This is a genomic window from Paraburkholderia edwinii, assembly GCF_019428685.1.
In the GTDB taxonomy this organism is placed as follows: domain Bacteria; phylum Pseudomonadota; class Gammaproteobacteria; order Burkholderiales; family Burkholderiaceae; genus Paraburkholderia; species Paraburkholderia edwinii.
In genome coordinates, this window is record NZ_CP080096.1 from 2,243,317 (window position 1) to 2,260,388 (window position 17,072).

The 17,072-nt window shown below is 57.0% G+C and carries 17 protein-coding genes; 7 read left to right on the top strand and 10 right to left on the bottom strand.

What is annotated here, in order from left to right; translation table 11 throughout:
* Positions 1–396: 396 nt before the first annotated feature.
* Positions 397–1,080 carry a response regulator transcription factor gene (locus tag KZJ38_RS31680; RefSeq protein ID WP_219800997.1) on the top strand — a complete coding sequence of 228 codons (684 nt, stop codon included), beginning with the start codon at positions 397–399 and terminating at the stop codon, positions 1,078–1,080.
* Positions 1,081–1,229: 149 nt separating this feature from the next.
* A complete protein-coding gene (locus KZJ38_RS31685; protein WP_219800998.1) occupies positions 1,230–1,604 on the top strand; it encodes a BON domain-containing protein in 375 nt (124 codons plus the stop codon).
* Positions 1,605–1,682: 78 nt separating this feature from the next.
* Here the strand turns inward: KZJ38_RS31685 and KZJ38_RS31690 are convergent, their stop codons facing one another.
* Positions 1,683–2,630, bottom strand: coding sequence for an MBL fold metallo-hydrolase (locus tag KZJ38_RS31690; RefSeq protein WP_246641860.1), 948 nt, complete (start codon positions 2,628–2,630; stop codon positions 1,683–1,685).
* 308 nt (positions 2,631–2,938) lie between these two features.
* On the opposite strand from KZJ38_RS31690, the gene KZJ38_RS31695 reads away from it, so the two are divergent.
* Together KZJ38_RS31695 and KZJ38_RS31700 are read left to right on the top strand one after the other, a co-directional pair.
* Entirely contained in the window at positions 2,939–3,463 is a 525-nt protein-coding gene (locus tag KZJ38_RS31695; protein WP_219801000.1) for a CGNR zinc finger domain-containing protein, read from the top strand.
* Positions 3,460–4,188: an alpha/beta fold hydrolase gene (locus tag KZJ38_RS31700; RefSeq protein WP_219801001.1), complete on the top strand. Its 729-nt coding sequence runs from the start codon at positions 3,460–3,462 to the stop codon at positions 4,186–4,188. Before KZJ38_RS31695 ends, KZJ38_RS31700 begins: the two co-directional genes overlap by 4 nt.
* Positions 4,189–4,536: 348 nt before the next feature.
* Here the strand turns inward: KZJ38_RS31700 and KZJ38_RS31705 are convergent, their stop codons facing one another.
* From KZJ38_RS31705 to KZJ38_RS31715, 3 genes are all read right to left on the bottom strand, one after another.
* Positions 4,537–5,682: a porin gene (locus KZJ38_RS31705; protein ID WP_219801002.1), complete on the bottom strand. Its 1,146-nt coding sequence runs from the start codon at positions 5,680–5,682 to the stop codon at positions 4,537–4,539.
* A 681-nt stretch (positions 5,683–6,363) separates the two neighbouring features.
* The gene (locus KZJ38_RS31710; RefSeq protein ID WP_219801003.1) at positions 6,364–6,654 is read right to left on the bottom strand and encodes a hypothetical protein; all 291 of its coding nucleotides are present in this window, start codon (positions 6,652–6,654) and stop codon (positions 6,364–6,366) included.
* Positions 6,655–7,072: 418 nt separating this feature from the next.
* Entirely contained in the window at positions 7,073–7,603 is a 531-nt protein-coding gene (locus tag KZJ38_RS31715; RefSeq protein ID WP_219801004.1) for a DUF417 family protein, read from the bottom strand.
* 513 nt (positions 7,604–8,116) lie between these two features.
* Between KZJ38_RS31715 and KZJ38_RS31720 the strand changes: the two genes are divergently transcribed.
* Positions 8,117–8,899: a bestrophin-like domain gene (locus KZJ38_RS31720; protein ID WP_219801005.1), complete on the top strand. Its 783-nt coding sequence runs from the start codon at positions 8,117–8,119 to the stop codon at positions 8,897–8,899.
* 140 nt (positions 8,900–9,039) lie between these two features.
* On the opposite strand, the gene KZJ38_RS31725 is transcribed toward KZJ38_RS31720, so the two are convergent.
* From KZJ38_RS31725 to KZJ38_RS31750, 6 genes are all read right to left on the bottom strand, one after another.
* Entirely contained in the window at positions 9,040–10,476 is a 1,437-nt protein-coding gene (locus tag KZJ38_RS31725) for an MmgE/PrpD family protein (protein ID WP_219801006.1), read from the bottom strand.
* A gap of 23 nt (positions 10,477–10,499) precedes the next feature.
* Positions 10,500–11,378, bottom strand: a complete 879-nt coding sequence (locus tag KZJ38_RS31730) for a polysaccharide deacetylase family protein (RefSeq protein ID WP_219801007.1) — start codon at positions 11,376–11,378, stop codon at positions 10,500–10,502.
* Positions 11,371–12,759, bottom strand: a complete 1,389-nt coding sequence (locus KZJ38_RS31735) for an amidase family protein (protein ID WP_219801008.1) — start codon at positions 12,757–12,759, stop codon at positions 11,371–11,373. Before KZJ38_RS31735 ends, KZJ38_RS31730 begins: the two co-directional genes overlap by 8 nt.
* A gap of 24 nt (positions 12,760–12,783) precedes the next feature.
* On the bottom strand, positions 12,784–13,320 hold the full coding sequence (locus tag KZJ38_RS31740; protein WP_219801009.1) for a hypothetical protein: 537 nt from the start codon (positions 13,318–13,320) through the stop codon (positions 12,784–12,786).
* Positions 13,321–13,628: 308 nt separating this feature from the next.
* Positions 13,629–14,681: a CobW family GTP-binding protein gene (locus tag KZJ38_RS31745; protein ID WP_219801010.1), complete on the bottom strand. Its 1,053-nt coding sequence runs from the start codon at positions 14,679–14,681 to the stop codon at positions 13,629–13,631.
* A complete protein-coding gene (locus KZJ38_RS31750; RefSeq protein ID WP_246641861.1) occupies positions 14,681–14,965 on the bottom strand; it encodes a hypothetical protein in 285 nt (94 codons plus the stop codon). Before KZJ38_RS31750 ends, KZJ38_RS31745 begins: the two co-directional genes overlap by 1 nt.
* 471 nt (positions 14,966–15,436) lie before the next feature.
* Here KZJ38_RS31750 and KZJ38_RS31755 point away from each other — a divergent pair, with 471 nt between their 5' ends.
* Together KZJ38_RS31755 and KZJ38_RS31760 are read left to right on the top strand one after the other, a co-directional pair.
* Positions 15,437–15,727 (top strand): hypothetical protein, encoded by a 291-nt coding sequence (locus KZJ38_RS31755; protein WP_219801011.1) that lies wholly within the window; start codon positions 15,437–15,439, stop codon positions 15,725–15,727.
* Between the two features lie 439 nt (positions 15,728–16,166).
* Positions 16,167–16,901 carry an NAD-dependent epimerase/dehydratase family protein gene (locus tag KZJ38_RS31760; protein WP_343223862.1) on the top strand — a complete coding sequence of 245 codons (735 nt, stop codon included), beginning with the start codon at positions 16,167–16,169 and terminating at the stop codon, positions 16,899–16,901.
* Positions 16,902–17,072 lie beyond the last annotated feature (171 nt).

A 17,072-nucleotide genomic window follows, 5' to 3' on the forward strand; every position in this document is an offset into this window, starting at 1 on the left:
TGGCATCTCCCGTATGCGAAGGATCGGCCTGATGCAATATCGCCGGCACACGTTCACCGCGATAGTCATTCGACCGCCCTGCACTCATGCGGCTGCTTCAGATAACTAACCGTTTCAGCCGTTCGTTCCGGACAATTTTAACCCAATATGAATACGACTTATGCTGGTTCACATAGCGGCTTTGCACGGCAGCGAACGGAGATGTTGGCCCCCTTCCTGCTGCTCTGCAGCATGCACTGATGGCCGGGCCCGAGATGCAACGCGAAGCGCAGCTTCCTCAAAAGCGCCGCGATCGAATTCAATGCGAACCACGAAAAAGTGTTCATTCGGCGATGCGGTATCCCGCACCAGATGGCAATCTATGGTGCATCGGGCAGTTTCGAAAGGAGTTCGCCGATGAACGCTCCATTTGACAAACCACCGCCGGATACCACTGGCACCGCAATCGTCTACGTTGTCGACGATGAGGAATCCGTTCTGGAGTCGCTGGGCCATTTGCTACGCTCTGCCGGCTACGCCGTTGAAACCTTTTCGAGCGCAGAAGACTTTCTGGCATTCGAAAAAATCGACACGGTATCCTGCGTTCTCATGGACGTGCGGCTCAAAGGTCGAAGTGGCCTTTGCGCGCAGGAGGTTCTTAACGCGAACCGCGTACGCATGCCCGTCATATTCATGACCGCGCACGGCGACATCGAAATGTCAGTCACAGCAATGAAAAGAGGTGCGGCCGATTTTTTCTCCAAACCGTTTCGCGATCAAGACCTGCTCGATGCCGTGGCCGAAGCGCTGGACAACGATCGCAAGCAGCGCGAAGCAGAACGCTCGCATAACAGCTTGGTGCACTGCTACGAGTCGCTGACGCCACGTGAACGCGAAGTCACTGACCTGATCGTCAAAGGCTTTCGTAACAAAGAAGTCGCCACGCAAATGAACCTGAGTGAAGCGACTGTCAAGATCCATCGCAACCGCGCTATGAAGAAGATGAGATCCGGCTCCATCGCAGAGTTCGTGCTTCGGGTACGGGCGCTTGACATCAATTCCGGATCCGACGCGCCTATCGTACGCAAATCGATATCGTAGTGACACGTTCTGTGCCGTGATAGGGCTGCGGACGGCGAGCCGATTAGACGGTTTCGCGAGCCGCCCTGCAATTCACGCCAACGCCGGGTGCCCCTAAAGTTCACACACACCGTCAACGACGGAACTCACCTGAACTGAAGGGGCCACTCATGAAATGCTTGACCCGGGCGCTGGTGATCGCGCTGTTCGCCATGTCACCGCTTGCGAGCCACGCGGCCGCGAATGTGTCATTAATCGACACTCAGCCACGTGCCGACGTAGTTTCAGTCGAGGACGCACCAGAGCCGACAGACATGGACGCGCGTCACGCCGATCATCGCCTTGAGAGGAAAGTACGTCAGGCACTCTATCGAGGGAAAGTGGACGTCACTCACGTGTCAATTCTTGCCAGGAACGGCAGGGTGACGCTAATTGGCGGTGTGCCCGCTCAAGCCATGATTCAGACCGCGCCTACCATCGCCATGAACGTACCCGGTGTGCGTTCGGTCGATAGCGAACTGATACGGCGTCCAGAACAGAACTGAGTGGCAAGCGCGGCCCACTTGTCCGACCCGGCTGGCAAGACAAGTATGCAGCATCGGTCTGCGCTGCGGTCCGAGCGTTTATGACCGCTTCGGCAGATTCACTGGCTCACCCTGCATCTCCCGATAGGCATCGCGATAGGCTGCGGGAACGTTTACGAGCTTATGTGCCCAATCAAAAAGACTGTAAGAGCAGTAGTGCGGCATTGGCACAACATCGAGTATCGCCTCGACCGACCGCCCCTCGACGATAGCGTTACGCACGGTGCGATCGAGCTCGCGAAGATAAAGAAGCGGGAACTCGATATCCGCACGCCGCATCGGCCGACCGTGGCCGGGAATGACGATCGCGTCGTCCGGTAGAAAGTCATATACGCGGGCCAATGTCGCGATTGTATCCTTGTGCCGACCTTCGAGGAGCCACGGAAGAGCCGGTGATGGTGCCTGGATCATGTTGCCGACCCAGAGTACCTTGGCATCAGGCGCCCAGACGACTAAATCGCCTGGCGTCTGGGCGAAGCCAAAGTGGCGCACCTCAACAATCCGGGCACCGAGATCAACGCTGAGCATTTCCGGCACCGAGACGTCCGCGGTGCGCGACTGAACGCGCTCAATGCCCTTCCCGCTTCCCATGAGGCCGATCATGAAACTGCGGTCCTCCTCGAACTTTTCCTCCATGTAGCGCTTCGTCTCCGGGTGCTGAATCACTACGGTGCTGTCCGGGAACAGGTAGTTTCCATAGGCATGGTCGCCGTGATAGCTGGTGTTGACGAGGAAGCGAATAGGCTTGCTCGTTACTCTGCGTACAAGTCCGATGAGCTGCGAAGCCAGATCGCCGGTTAGCATCGCCTCGACAACCAGGACACTTCGCTCGCCAATCACGAAGCCGGCGGTGGTGCCGACATGATCTTTGGAAAGCACATCGTCGGGCATAACGGCGAATACGCCAGTCGCAAGTTCTTTCGATATAAGGTTGACACGTGCGGCGTCCCAAGGGGGCGTCGTTTCCTGTTCATTTGTCTGCGACACAGTACATCTCCTTTGCGTTGACCCCGTTCCCTCCAAAATATCCGCTACAGAGCAACCTCTCGCGAATTTTTGCACGTTCATCTCGTGTCAATTCGCAACCGGTCGATTTGGATATCAGCTTCCAGTTTTGATTCGTTTTCCAGAATTACATTCGATTACTAGACATGGATTATGAAATCAAGGCGATGTTTTCAAGTCGCTGACCCTGTGGATCGGCAATTTTAGTATCTTTTAAATTTGTAACTTGTCGATCCAACTATTAATGGTTACTCTTAAAAACTTGTCAAATAGTCCCAATGGATTCACTCATGGTTGCGCAATTCCCTATGCTGTCAGGCGGCACGGTACTTGATTTCCTCAACACGTCAGCTTCGGAAGACACGCCCGCATCCGAGCTTCTATCGAGCGATCAAAGCGTCGTCGAATGGATGCGAGCGAAGCATCTGCTTGATGCCGCGACGCTGCCCCGTTTCGAGAGTGGCCGTCTGGTGCGCGCAGCCCGCGCCTTAAGAGAGACGATCCGCAGAGCAGTCCTGCAACGAAAAAGCGGTGGAGATGTCGACATCGAATCCCTTAACGCTTTTCTAAACCGCGGAAGCTACAGAGTGAGCCTCTTGCGGGAATCCAATGGTCATTTGCATCTCGCATACGAGTACGAGCGCGCAACGCCCGAGCAGCTTCTGGCTCCGATCGCCAATGCGGCAGCGGAATTGCTGGCTGTCGGAAACTTCAACCTGATCCGGAAGTGCGAGTGCGAAGCGCGTTCACTCTGGTGCTACGAAAAAGCGAAATCACGCGCACCGCGTAACCCTTTTGAGGAGAATTCGCAATGAATCTCGCATCGCTTAAGCCCACTATCGTACTTGTGCATGGGGCCTTCGAAGACGCGTCGATCTGGAATGTAGTGATCCAGCGGCTTCAGCGCGTGGGCTACCCGGTTGTCGCTTTCGCCAACCCGCTACTGGGCGTCGCGGTCGACGCCGCGTACCTGCGTAGCGTGTTGAACAGAATTGAGGGATCGGTGATCCTCGTGGCCCACTCCTACGGCGGAGCCATCATCACCGAGGCCGGTGCAAACGAGCCCAAGGTCAAAGGTCTTGTCTACGCGGCTGCGGTGATGCCCGCGGCAGGAGAAGCCGCAAGCCAGTTGATCGAGCGCTTCCCCGGCAGCTCATTCCCCACGTCCGTCGATGCCGTTCCCTACAGCTTGCCCGACGGGACCAGCGGCACCTACCTCCTCTATCAGCCCGCGAAGTTTCACAGTCAGGTCGCTGCCGATGTCCCCGCGAGCGAGGTCGCTCTGATGATCGCGACGCAACGGCCGATGAATCTGGCAGCCCTGAATGAGAAGTTGACGTCAGCCGCATGGACGAGCAAGCCCAGTTGGCAAATCAGGACTCTGCAGGATCTCGCGATTCCTCTGGCCGAACAGAAATTTGAGGCCGATCGCGCCCATTCTCACGTTGTTGAGGTTGACTCTTCTCATGCCGTCACCGTCTCTAATCCGGACGTCGTGGCCGACGTCATTGAAGAAGCCGCGCGCGCAGCCCAAAAGTAGCGGGATCTGATATCAGATCGTGAACGTGGAAATTCCGTGCCAAAAAGCGATTTGTAACCTTTAATTATAAAATTTAAAGGTTTCGAAAATTTAGAAAGCCACTTCCTTGAAAGCAATATTGCATGTACTCTTATCCTCGGCATCGCAATTCTCCTTACCCGTCCAGTGATGCCCTGGATCATTTCCATTAGCCCGGCCTCGAGCCGGGCTTTTTTTGTCCTAAGCGGGACTTCGGTGCGCAACCTCTTCAACCGTTCGAAGCTCAACTCCTTGTCCAGACTGAATTTCCCTTTATTCATGTGATAGCTGCTGCATTCTTTGCTACGCTCACGCACCCAGAACTGCTCATCAGAACCGGGCCCGCATCCCCATCATGCCGACAATCTGATTGGCGCTTGATGAAGCGCCTCCGGAGTTGTAGATAAAGGCGCTAAAATTACGCCCACTCACATGTTGATAGACGCCTTCGAGATAAACATCGGTACGCTTGGAAAAGCTGTACACCGTTTGCACCCCGATCTGATTCCACTTCGGCGACGATCCGAACGTCGAGGTGTTCGTCACATGGCCGTTCGTGAAGACGTATTGGGCGCCGACCGTGAGTTGCGGCAACACAAAGTACTTGCCGTTGATCTCGAAGTTATCGAACCGCACCGTTCCGTTCTGTGAACCGAACGACGTCGAGCCCTCGAACAGCGTGTGCGTATAGACAAAACCGACCTTCGCCTTGCCGATTTCGTAGTTCACACCTGCGCCCGCGATTCGCTGCACATCGGCGCCCAGCACGAACCCGGCCGTATTATTCGCCTGCGTTTCGTTGACGTCGAGCGCGCCGGGGCTGCTGATCGTGGTGTTTTTCGTGCCGTTCAGTTGAAAGTACGCAATACCGGCATTCAACGGACCCTTGCTGTATGCGAGACCTACGCTGTACGCGCGATTCACTGCGAAGTCCACGCTATTGGAGAACGCGTACTGCGCCTCGAACTTCAACCCTTTGTAAACGGGACTCGCATATTTCACTGTGTTGCTCAACCGATATGAGTGAATCATGTCGTCGTTGTCGAACGGGTGAGCGAACGCGCTATCGCCGAAGTTGATCGAGGTGGCCGAGAGTGGAATCAGCGTGTCGGTCAGTGCATCGTATTGACGGCCGAGCGAAACCGTACCGTATTCCTTGCTGCTTAGTCCAATGTATGCCTGACGACCGAACAATCGTCCGTCCTGAGCCGACTTCCCGTTGTTGATGTTGAAACCGCCTTCAAGCACGAAGATCGAACCCAGGCCGCTGCCAAGATCTTCATTGCCTCGCATGCCAAACCGGCTACCGTTGACATTGCCACTGGTTTGTCGAAAGAGCGATCCACCACTGACAACGTTATTCGTGTATTCAAGACCTGCATCGAGCAGGCCATACAGTGTGACTGAGCTTTGCGCATGTACGATCTGCGCCGCGAGCATGCCTGAACATGCAATCAAATAACGACTACGCTTCATTTGTCCCCTCGCTCTGACTGATCAAATCGAAATAAAACGCGCAACGACAATTAGTTAGGCATACCAATTACAATGGACGTTTAGTTCCGTAAAATTCTCAACCCCGACTTGCTGTAGAGGCACAGAGTTGCAGCAACGGAACAGTCATGCCCGCCGGAGGAGTTGCTTGTCGACCCAATCCATATCGTTACGATGAGCGCAATATAGCTTTCGATTTCTTGTCCTCAAACATACGGATGCCCTCTTTTATCGAAAATGCATTTGTAATGAAGTTGGCATTTTTCGTGAGACATATTTTCTTTAAAACGCCGGGATCTTTATCGCTTAAAAGGGTGGCAATGTAGACTGGAAGTATGATGTCGATTACCCCGACACAATCAATATTCCAAAATGGGCTGCATGACCGGCATGCGCGATATGAGAAGTGCTCGATAACGCAGGTTATCCTGGCCAGATCGAGGAAGCGCCGGCGAGGGAACCATACGCTGACAAACATCGATGCATGCGCCGTCGATGACCGCTTCCGGGCGACAAGGCCGTCGCCCGGCAACCCTAAGCCGATTTGTGGAGATCAGCCCGAACGTCCCCTTAAGGCCGCGCCCGCGAAGCAGTCACTATTCTTTGGCCCCTGCCGGACCCGTTGCCGGCCAGATAAATGGCCGGGTTGACCCGACCTGAGGCTTAGTGGTGACGGTAAAGCGACGAATTCAGATCCCGTTCCGTATCGATTTGCGTAGGCGCGCGTGTGCCGGCATCACTGGTACCGCTGCGCACGCCACCGTATGCGGTCGAGTTGTCATTCCACTGGTGGCCTTCGGCGCTGAGCGTTTGCGCGCTTTGGCCACGTTGCGAAGCGGGTGCGCCCGTCAACGGATGATAAAACGGAGCGGGACCATAGCCGCTTGCAAAGGCGGGGGCTGCGAGGGCCGCGGATGCGGCGACAAGAATCGTCGCGATGATTTTCGTGTTCATAAGTACTCCAACTCGTATAGGTTAAGGATTACACCCTTGCTCGATTTGCCGTTTGTTCAAGCAATCTCGCGGTGACAGGAAAAGTGTAGGTCTTAACCGTCGAATCTTTGTACTTGCTATCCGGGAATTACTATCGCGTTCGCTGAAACAGCGGCACAGTCCAGTAAATATGCGGCTCTGCGGTATTGATCCGGCCTCGCGATTCCATTCAGTCGTTTTATGAGCCGATCGGGCATTCACGTGAGCGAAGCGATACATCGTCTGGTTGATCGTGAATTCAGGTTAATTCAGAAATGACTCATCACGCGTTAATGCCCGCATTTCGCGGGCTGCCGATACAGAGCAAGTTCTTGCAGGTGTGAGACACGCTGCTGCCGAACCCGCCGAACGTGAGTCGGCAGCGGCGTGCCTCACCCTGTTAGGCGGCCAGTTTGCGCAGGGATGTATCCCGCTGATCGACAGAGGTCCGGGCCTCGATCACTCGGGCAACGTCTTGCTTGAGCAGGTAGACAGAGACGACCAGCAAAACAAGGTCTTTCAAGAGGAACGCGGACACGATCGTCATGGCGGGAAACCCTCCCGCGGCAGGTTCCCACGCGCCCGGAGCGAATGGAAAGATCGTGAATGTAGCAATAAAGCTGAACGTGGAGCCCAAAGCACCCAGCACGCCCAATTTCTTGTTCCAGAACCCAAGGAACAGTAACGAGCAAAAGGTCCATTCTGCTGTTCCAAGCAAAATGCTGGTGCCTCCCACGCCGAGGACCGGAATCATCCAGAAGATAAGCGGGCCGTGGGTGATGAGCGGAACCAGTCCTGTGATTTCGGCGTTGAACCATTTGTCGTAGCCGAACCACGCAAAGATGACCACCATCGCGCCGCGCAGCAGGTGGTAGTCGAGGTCACGCGTCAAAAGGCCCGAACGGCCCAGTATGTTGACAAGGTAATTCATGATTTTCTCCATTGCCGCGTCTTCGACAGGTTAATGCAAAGATTTCGGTCTCCTCGCCGCGAATCGTCGCAGCGGTCCCAGCAAGCGCTGGCATCCCGAAGTTAACAACTGGCACGCCGGCGCAATCCTTACCGCTTGAAAGTCACCGTATCTCAACTCAATGTCTCATCAGTGTCTCCTCGAGTGAACGACGATCCGACGTTTCGGATTTGCCTGCGTGCAGGACATAGTCGAAGCATAAATTCGCGAGGAGACAGAATCTCGAATGTTTGCACGTCATGGTGGAATCACCTGCTATCGGTCGAATTCAACAGATGAGCGGTAACTCGAAATCGCTCACCGCGCAGATATGCGTCGCACTCATACCCGCACTGTATTGCGTGCCCTGGCGATTACGGCGCAACGTCATCGAGCGCACAGACTACCGACGGAGCTTCGTGGTCTTGTTGAGCGGTTTGGACGCCCCGACCCACCAGGAATAGCCCATTCAGACTGCGCATAGCGCAAACCACAATGATGAGTACATGGATACATGAGCTGCCGCTATGGTTGATGGCACTCGTCACTTTCGGCGTGATATTTCTCGCGAGCGCGTCAATCCACCTCGTCACCGGATGGCTCGCCGCCGGTCGACATGGGCGGTCATTCAAGGCTATTTCGCCTGGTCTGCTTTCTCCAATCGGTATCGTCTTCGGCTTATTTATCGCCTTCACGGCCGCGCAGGTCTGGAAGGATACGGAGCGCGCCAGCGCCGCGGTCGACGCTGAAGCGAGTGCGCTGCGATCGGTTATCGTCATGTCGGCCGTTTTGCCAAAAGAAGCCCAAACGGAACTGCGGAGGCTGGTCCGAGACTATATCCTCTACACCGCGACGACTGAATGGCCGCTGGTCGCCAAGGGAGCTGTCACGCTTAACGTCAGTCCTCCAACGCTGAACAAGGCACTGCAGTTCACGCTCTCCCTGCCGGTCGTTACGCCCGGGGAGCAGACGGCGCAGCGCGAGGTCGCGGCGTCCTTGCAGCATGTTCTCGAAGCGCGCCGCGAGCGTATCCTCATCAGCCGAAGCGAAGTGAATAATGTCAAATGGTTATGCTTGGGGTTTCTGGCGGTGTGCTTACTATTCGCTATCGCGTTCGTGCATTGCGAGAACCGGTTGACGTCTGCAGTGGCAATCGGTCTGTTTTCCGCGGCACTCGCCGCAACCGTTTTGCTCATCCTTTCCCACGATCGGCCCTTTACAGGAAAAGTCGCACTGACGCCGGAGCCGCTGTTGCAAGTGATGCCTGATAATCGCTGAGCGTCGTGGCGAACGAGCTCCTTTGCCGAATTCGATGTCCCGGTTTCCGACGCGCGCAGGCAATGTTCGTCACGTCCGTCAATGTTGAATTGAGAACGGACCGATCGGCAAACATCATCAGATCATTTTGTTGTTCCCGTTCAGACCGGTTCGGCTAGAAGCGTCAGCAGGTCACGCAGCGGTCGCTGGTCGAGCGCGAGTACCGCATCGAGCACCTGATCAGCCCGCGCCGGAGATAGCGTCCCGTTGACGTTCGACAAATACTTCTCCGCCACCTCGTCGTTGCTCAACGGTCTGTCAGCACCGCCACGGTTGACGTCTTCGCGATGCTCAAGGCGCCGCTCATCCGCAAACTCAACGATGACCTCGCCTGTGTGGTGACGCGGGAACGTCGAATCAGGATCGATCTCATAGTCAACCTTCGCTGCGAGTGCCAGCACCTGCGGATCGGACACGGCGTCGTCCTCAAGTTCCTGGAGCGTGAATTTTCCCTTCAGCAAACCCGTCGCCACCAGATAAGGAATGCTGAACTGGGCCTCATATGCGTTGGCGGGCCGCCGTTTCGCCTCCACCGGCTCGCAGACGGTTTTCACGACCTCCCGGGGAACCTTGACGCGTACGCGCTTCACTGCGTCGATAGCGCCCATGGCGGGCTCATCGCTTCCGCGCCGCCATGGCTCATGCAAGATCATCGCGGCATCGGTTGCGGCATGTGCGAATACGCAAGCGGGGATCGGTTTGACAGCGACTTCCATGGTCTGCCACACCTCGCCCAGCCCACTCGTCGCCAGCGAAAGGTCGACCAAGGCTCGCACTTCGCCGAGATAACTCGAAAACAGCCCGAACCTCCCTTCGTAAGGCGCCTTCGGGCCAATAAAGCCCTGCTTCGCCAGCGTGGCAGCGGTCATTCCGGCCGACGCGGCCCAACCTGGCTGGATGCGCTTCGACCACGCGCCCCCTTGCAAAAACGCCTGGCTGCCGCTCGCCATGGACAGCGCAATGCCCTGCGCCATCCAGGCCTGACGCGGCGTTAGCCCAGCCAGGCGAGAGGCCGCGACAGCGCTCGCGAACGTGCCGATTACACCGGTGGGATTGAAACCGGTTTCGTGGAAGCCGCCGTTGCCGGCCGACGTCAGGCGCGAGCCGACCTCTACGCCCGCGATATAGGCAGCGAGCAGTGCTTCACCGCTCGCCCCGTGCACCTCGGCCATACCGAGCGTACAAGGGAACAGGCTTGCCGTTGGATGAATCACGCCGCGCAAATGGGTGTCGTCGAAGTCGAGCCCATGCACGAGCAGTCCGTTCATCACCATCGCGTCTCTCGGCTGCAGGATCCGTCCGTGCCCTATCACCGTGGACGATCCGCTGCCGAGCGATTGCATGGCTGCAAGAGTGACCTTCGTGAACGGATAATTCTTCGTGGCGTAGGCAAGCCCCACCGCGTCGAGCAGCAAATATTTGGCTCGCTGCCGCACCTCGGCAGGCACTCGGTCGAGCGTCATGCCAATCGCAAAGTCCGCGAGCGCGGAAGCGATACCGTCTTCATTGGCGACGTGCCCGTTCAGCGTCAGATCCATAACATCTTCCTTCCAGCATCAAGTTATTTGCGCGGCGTTCTGCGCAGAAAATCGTCAGCGATCTGTTCGAAAGTCACGAACCGGACTCCGTCATGAGCCGCGAAGTGATCGATGAGCCGTTCGAGCATCAGCAACACCTGAGGACGACCCGATACGTCCGGGTGAATGGTGATCGGAAAAACCGCGTAGTCCATTTCCCGATGGACCCAATCGAACTGGTCGCGCCAGAATGATTCGATATCACGCGGATTGACGAAGCCATGACTGTTCGGCGCCTTTTTGATGAACATCATCGGTGGCAGATCGTCGAGATACCAACTGGCCGGAATTTCGACCAGCGTTGTTTCGTTGCCGCGCACGAGTGGTTTCATCCATGCGTCGGGATGCTTCGTAAAGTCGATCCTCGTCCACGTATCGCCAACCCGCACGAAGTAGGGTTCGAAATCCTTATGCATAAGGCTGTGATCGTATTTGATGCCTTTCTTGAGCAGAAGCTCGTGTGTGACGGGGCTCAGTTCCCACCACGGCGCGACGTAGCCGGCAGGCGGCCGGCCGGCCAGAGCCGTGGCCAGCTCGATGCTTCGATCGAGCACCGCCTCCTCCTGCTCAGGCGTCATCGCGATAGGATTCTCGTGGCTATAACCGTGTATGCCGATCTCATGACCGGCGGCGGCAACAGCCTGCATTTGCGTGGGAAATGTCTCGATCGAGTGGCCCGGAATGAACCAGGTGGTTTTGATTTTTCTTCGTTCGAACAGATTGAGAAGACGCATCGAGCCGATTTCACCGGCGAACAGACCACGCGATATGTCGTTGGGCGAGTCGTCTCCGCCATATGACCCGATCCAGCCGGCCACAGCATCGACATCCACCCCAAACGCAACCAGAATTTCCTTAGGCATCGTTTCTCTCCTCGGTTCGGGAAGTTTGCATGTGCTGCTCGACCCGCTGTGCAACGCTAAGCAGCACGTCATCGTCGTTCGAACTACGGATCAACTGTACGCCGGTCGGCAAGGAATCGCCGTCCAATCCCGACGGCATAGCCACGACCGGCGCGTCGAGAAAGCTTGCCGGCATCGTCATGGCCAGTGTTTTCATATTGACCGCCGCGAACAGGTCTGGGTCCGCCTCGAGAGGCGCAAGCAGAGGCGCTGTATGACTGACCGTCGGCACGATCAAGGTCGCGTCTTTCAATTCGCGTACGAAGACCGCTTGCAACTCGTTTCTTAGCGCCAGCAGTTCACTGCGCCGTGAGGATGGAACATGTCGTGCACGTTCAAGGCGGGCGCGAACATAAGGGTCCAGCGTGGACGCGGCATCTGAATCAAGCAAGGCGCGATGCGTTTCAAACGCCTCGAGCGCACCAATCCATCCCTGGTCCGCAATGATCCGATGAATATCCGCTAGCGCCGTGAAGGTATGTTCCTCCACGCGCGCGTCACTTTCTCGCAGGCGTTCGATGAACGCCAGGAAGTTAGACGCGACCAGCTCAGACACTGCATATCGTTCGATAAGCGAAAGGTCGATGACGAATCGATGATCGCGCGGCGTACGATTCGCCTTGCGAAAAGGCACGCCTTGCACGACGGCGTCAAACGCAGCGCAATCGGATACGGTATTTGCAATGGGGCCGATCGTGTCGAGCGTTCTCGAAAGGCTGACCATACCGGCACGCGAATAACGGCCGATGCTGGCTCTGTAACCGGTAAGGCCGTTGAATGCCGAGGGAATCCGGATTGAGCCCGCGGTATCGGTCCCGACAGAAATCGGCACAACGCCCGCTGCAACGGAAATTGCTGCACCAGACGAAGACCCGCCGGGGACGCGCAAGCCATGATCGATACGGGAGTTGGTCGGCGTACCGAAATGCGGATTCAAGCCCAATCCCGAATAGGCAAATTCGCTCAGATTTGTCTTGCCCACTGTAATCATGCCGGCACGCTCGGCCCGAGCGACCAGGGCGGCATCCGCGAGTGCCGGCACGTTCGCGGCCCGCGTGGCCGAACCCGCGGTGGTAGTGAGTCCGGCAATATCAAAGAGGTCTTTCCATGCAATCGGCACACCGTCCAGCACGCTCAGCGGGACCTTCCGGCGCCAGCGTTCGGCCGATTCTTCCGCCCGTCTCAATGCCCGGTCCGCGGCGACTACGGAAATGAAAGTCGCGCGCATGCCGCGGGCGTGGTCGAGCGCCGCGGCAGTCACGGCGACAGGATCGGCGAGCCCCTGGGCGAAGGCGCGTGCTATCGCAAGTGCGGTAGAGGATTTCACGGAAGTCCCGTTCATCGATGTCTCCTGTCAAACAGACGCTCAGATCTGGCGACTCCGTTGCGCGAGCATGGAAGCAACGTGCTGCAATGCATCGATCGCTGGCATATCCACTATCAGTTGCCCGAGCGTGCACCATGGATACGGGCGGGTTTGCGCCCATCCCAGCACGGGCGCTGCGATGTCTTTGTCCAGTACGCGCATCTCTTCAATCGTGATGCGCAGACTTTCTACGAGGCCTAAGCCGCCATGCCACTCGTACTGCCCGAACCCGATCCGTGCGGCACCAGTGGCTTTTTCCGTCATGCAGACCAGCCAGTCGCACACAAGCACGTTCGCGTCCGACGGTGGATCGCTGAGGCAGAATGTGTAGACGTTCTCGTATTGCGCGGCAAACTCACGCACGAGTACTTTCTCGATTGCCTCCCGGCCCTGCACGCTCGAAGGAAATGCAATATCCGAGGTTTTTACGAGCATCGATAGCCGGGCGTTCTGTGCGAAGGCCTCGACCATCAGATGCGGCCGGTTTCCGTCCTTGGCGCGAATGTACGTTTCGATATTCCGTTTCAGTGACATCATCTTCATCCATGCGGAAATGCGGCGGCTGTAGCCGTCGTTTGCTACTCACGTCCTAAGAACCGTTACCGCATGGTAGGTCTCACAAGCGCTTGCGAACAGACATGTGAATGTGAAGCCGCCCTATCTGTTTCGGATATAGTCGATGTCCTTCCGATATTGTGCCAACGCGCCGTCAACGATCGTTCCAGAATCGCCCGTCGCTTGCGATCAAATTGCACCGTGCTTCCAAAGCAGCTTCAACTCTGGGCTTAAAACATATTTTTAGAGGTTACACACGGGGAGCGAACTGCGAACGCGGTCAACAGCAATCAATGATCTGCTTTGACAAGATGACGTTGAAAACGGTAGTACGAGTGCTGCACTGCCTCGGCAGTGAGGTCACTGGCGATAAAAACCAGCCGGGAGACTCGCTGATCCGCCGATATCGGCCCGACGTTGTCGGGATGCAGGATCGGATGGACGAGATGTTGAATAGCATGAATCACGGCCGGCCGGTCCGAGCCTGCCAGCCACAATAGACCCTTCACGCGGAGAATCCTGTCACCGTGACGATTGAGCAGCATGGTGAACCATAGCGTAAAGACTTCCCAATCGATGGGTTCGTCGAAGGTCAGACAGAAAGACGCAATGCCGGAGGCATCAAGCGCGTTACGGTGCGTGTCCGGCTCGAGCGAGCCCGATGATGCGGCGACGCGTGCTGCGTGCCCCATGCGCCGGATCATGTTGTGCACGTCTCCCGGTTCGAACAGGGCAGCGCGCAATGCGTCGATGTTCGCGCCCGCACGCCGCACGTCGACGCTCGCGGCCGGGTTCAGCTCTGCAAGCATGGTTGAGAGTTGTTCGACGCGCGCTTCGTCGACAAGATCGGCCTTCGTGATCAACAGCCGATCGGCTGTGCTGACCTGCGCCAACCACTCGGGGTGCTTCTCGCGCTGCCAGGCGAAATTGAATGCGTCGACCACCGACAGCGTACCCGCCAACACATAGTGGCTGCGCAGAATTGGATCACCAAGCAACGTAGCGACGATGGGCGCCGGCGTCGCGAGGCCACTCGTTTCGATTACGACGCGCGAAAAAGGCGGTAACTCTCCGCGCGCACGTCGGGAAAACAGCGTGGCAAGCGCGTCCTTCAGTTCTCCTCGCATCGCGCAGCAGAGACAGCCATTGGCGAGCAGCACTGTTTGCGCATCGATCGCACCGACCAGCAGATGATCGAGCGGGACTTCGCCAAACTCATTGACCAGCACCGCACAATCACGCGAGGCCGCGCCTTCTAGCAGATCGGCGAGCAGCGTCGACTTGCCGCTGCCCAGAAATCCCGTCACAAGTGTGATCGGTATGACGTCATAGGTGAGAGTCACTATCTGCCCTCATCTTCGAACAGAGTCAGTGGATCGAGCGGTTTTCCCAGCATCTTTTCCGCTGTCTTCCAGACTTCCGTGAAATTGGCGACGACCTCCGTTGCGCCAGTCGGCGAGGAGAGGACAAACGATTGCCCGTGAAAGTCGTCGAGTCGCAAGCGGAACGACTCAAGTATGCGGTTCGCCAGCGCGACCTGCAGCAGTCTGCGTTGACGCCTGGTCGCGCCATCGTCAGGCACGCCGACATTCGACCAGTGGGTACCGCCTCCCAGCAAGCCACACATTCCGCACATTCCGGATCTCCGTTGCCTGTTACCGCTCTGGCATCTTAGCTTTTTCCACAGCCTGCTGACCGTACTGCGCGTCGACTCGCCCGCATCAAGCTCCGCGGCCTTGCATGTCGACAGTGTTGGAGTCGCGCGTCCTAACTTGTGCAATGCGAGTTGACACGCAACGGGGGGATCGGAAATTTGCTCAATCGGCTCAGAGCGCCCAATTCGAGGATCCGGAATAACGTGCTCGCCATTCATCGCGATTCCGCGTAACGCCCGATGTGCAAGGTCATGCGTCTGATCGGACAACTCCAAAGGAATGAGCCACACGCTGCCATTTCATTTTTCATGATAGTCATTTCTGGATAGCGGGCTCAATAAATGATCGATAGAGGCATAGAGTCACTCACGTCGCCGCAAGAACGTTTGCACAGTTGAGTAACGATGCGGCGCTCTCTCATCCCGAAACACATTGGAGGAAATATGAAGACGCAACTTATCGCAGCAGCAGTTCTCGTCGCCGCATCGGCCGCACTGACCGCCCCCGCTTTCGCAGGCGGCTATGGTCCTGCGCCGTTCTATCGTCCGTCCGTTGGCGCACCCGCTTCGCAGCGCGGTCAAAGCGTGCAGACACTGACGGCCGAAGCCCAGCAGTCCTATGACAGTACGACTGCGTACGGCGGCGTGCGCAATGGGAATTCGCAATCCGGTGCACGTTCGCTCACGCCGGACAACACGACGTCGGGGCGCGATTCGACGTACAGCCATCATTAACGCTTTAGGTAAAACGTCAAGCAGCCAGGCGTCGTTGACGACGCCTGGCTTTTTTTTGAATGGCACCGACGTAGCGAATGCAAGGGCGCCGTCCGGGGTGACGCTGAGCACGTCGGCACCGTTATTGCCCAGCTTGCGATTGCCCCATTAAACCCGCTGTCCTAAACTACGCTTTTTAAAATCGCAGTATAGACGCAACAAAAATAGCTTACAAAAACTCCTGAAAAAGGAACGGATCCGAACAATCGGATCTGCAGTCTTGGTCTAGTCAAATTGAAGAATCATGGCCCTGAACAGATGGGCGGTCCGCCGGTAAACTGGCCTACATTCCGCACGCGGGTTTGCGACGAACGACCATGTCAATCCGGTATGCAGTGACCATCTATCCAGCATCACAAAATAGTGACTTGATGGATCATCATTCACAGGGAGAATGGAGATGAGAATATTTCTGGCGGGCGCCGCTGGTGTAATCGGCCGCTCACTTGTCCCGCTCCTCCGCGAGGCAGGCCATCAAGTCACCGGCACGACACGCACACACGAAGGTAGAGCGCGGCTCGCAGCACTCGGCATCGATGCCGTCATCGTGGACGTCTTCGACGAAAAAGCGCTTGAACGAGCAATGACGGCGGCCGCGCCGGATGTCGTCATCCATCAACTCACGGATCTTTCCGCCGGCATCGATCAGGCGTCGCCGGAGGGAACGCTCAAGCGTAACGCCCGCCTCCGCCGCGAAGGGACGGCAAACCTCGTGCGCGCGGCACGTGCTGCGCACGTCAAACGAATGATCGCGCAGAGCATTGGATGGGCTTATATGCCGAAGGACCCACCGTACCTTGAAACCGATCCGCTCGATACTGACGCGATCGGTCCACGCGCGATCTCGGTCTGCGAAGGCGTCGTGCCGCTGGAAAATGCCGTGCTACAGCAATCCGACTTTGAGGGCATCGTGCTCCGGTATGGCAGGCTCTACGGTCCCGGCACCTGGTCTGATCAACCCGATCGTCTCCTGCCTCTGCATATAGACGCGGCCGCGTACGCAGCTCTCGTCGCCGTCGACCACGGACGTCCGGGCGCATACAACATTGCGGAAGCGAATGGCACTTTGTCGATCGACAAAGCTGTGCGCGAGTTGGGATGGCGCCCGGACTTCCGCCGTGAACCGTCCAGGTAAGCGGATGAAAACCCAACACCCGGTCGATGCCAGGCACCCTTCACTCCGACTTAACATATCGAAGATATAGTGCCTTTACGGGCCGGGCCTCATCAAGATTTCTGGTGCTGTCGCCTACGCGCCTCTCACCGCTCAGCGGAGTGCAGCGGAGTGTCGTGTTCGAAAAGAACG

Excerpts from the sequence above, each read along its gene's own strand:
- KZJ38_RS31730 (WP_219801007.1), bottom strand. The coding sequence starts at position 11,378 with ATGCCTAAGGAAATTCTGGTTGCGTTTGGGGTGGATGTCGATGCTGTG.
- KZJ38_RS31725 (WP_219801006.1), bottom strand. The coding sequence starts at position 10,476 with ATGGATCTGACGCTGAACGGGCACGTCGCCAATGAAGACGGTATCGCT.
- KZJ38_RS31735 (WP_219801008.1), bottom strand. The coding sequence starts at position 12,759 with ATGAACGGGACTTCCGTGAAATCCTCTACCGCACTTGCGATAGCACGC.
- KZJ38_RS31720 (WP_219801005.1), top strand. The coding sequence starts at position 8,117 with ATGATGAGTACATGGATACATGAGCTGCCGCTATGGTTGATGGCACTC.
- KZJ38_RS31755 (WP_219801011.1), top strand. The coding sequence starts at position 15,437 with ATGAAGACGCAACTTATCGCAGCAGCAGTTCTCGTCGCCGCATCGGCC.
- KZJ38_RS31715 (WP_219801004.1), bottom strand. The coding sequence starts at position 7,603 with ATGAATTACCTTGTCAACATACTGGGCCGTTCGGGCCTTTTGACGCGT.
- KZJ38_RS31760 (WP_343223862.1), top strand. The coding sequence starts at position 16,167 with ATGAGAATATTTCTGGCGGGCGCCGCTGGTGTAATCGGCCGCTCACTT.
- KZJ38_RS31680 (WP_219800997.1), top strand. The coding sequence starts at position 397 with ATGAACGCTCCATTTGACAAACCACCGCCGGATACCACTGGCACCGCA.
- KZJ38_RS31695 (WP_219801000.1), top strand. The coding sequence starts at position 2,939 with ATGGTTGCGCAATTCCCTATGCTGTCAGGCGGCACGGTACTTGATTTC.
- KZJ38_RS31705 (WP_219801002.1), bottom strand. The coding sequence starts at position 5,682 with ATGAAGCGTAGTCGTTATTTGATTGCATGTTCAGGCATGCTCGCGGCG.
- KZJ38_RS31710 (WP_219801003.1), bottom strand. The coding sequence starts at position 6,654 with ATGAACACGAAAATCATCGCGACGATTCTTGTCGCCGCATCCGCGGCC.
- KZJ38_RS31700 (WP_219801001.1), top strand. The coding sequence starts at position 3,460 with ATGAATCTCGCATCGCTTAAGCCCACTATCGTACTTGTGCATGGGGCC.
- KZJ38_RS31685 (WP_219800998.1), top strand. The coding sequence starts at position 1,230 with ATGAAATGCTTGACCCGGGCGCTGGTGATCGCGCTGTTCGCCATGTCA.
- KZJ38_RS31750 (WP_246641861.1), bottom strand. The coding sequence starts at position 14,965 with ATGTGTGGCTTGCTGGGAGGCGGTACCCACTGGTCGAATGTCGGCGTG.
- KZJ38_RS31740 (WP_219801009.1), bottom strand. The coding sequence starts at position 13,320 with ATGATGTCACTGAAACGGAATATCGAAACGTACATTCGCGCCAAGGAC.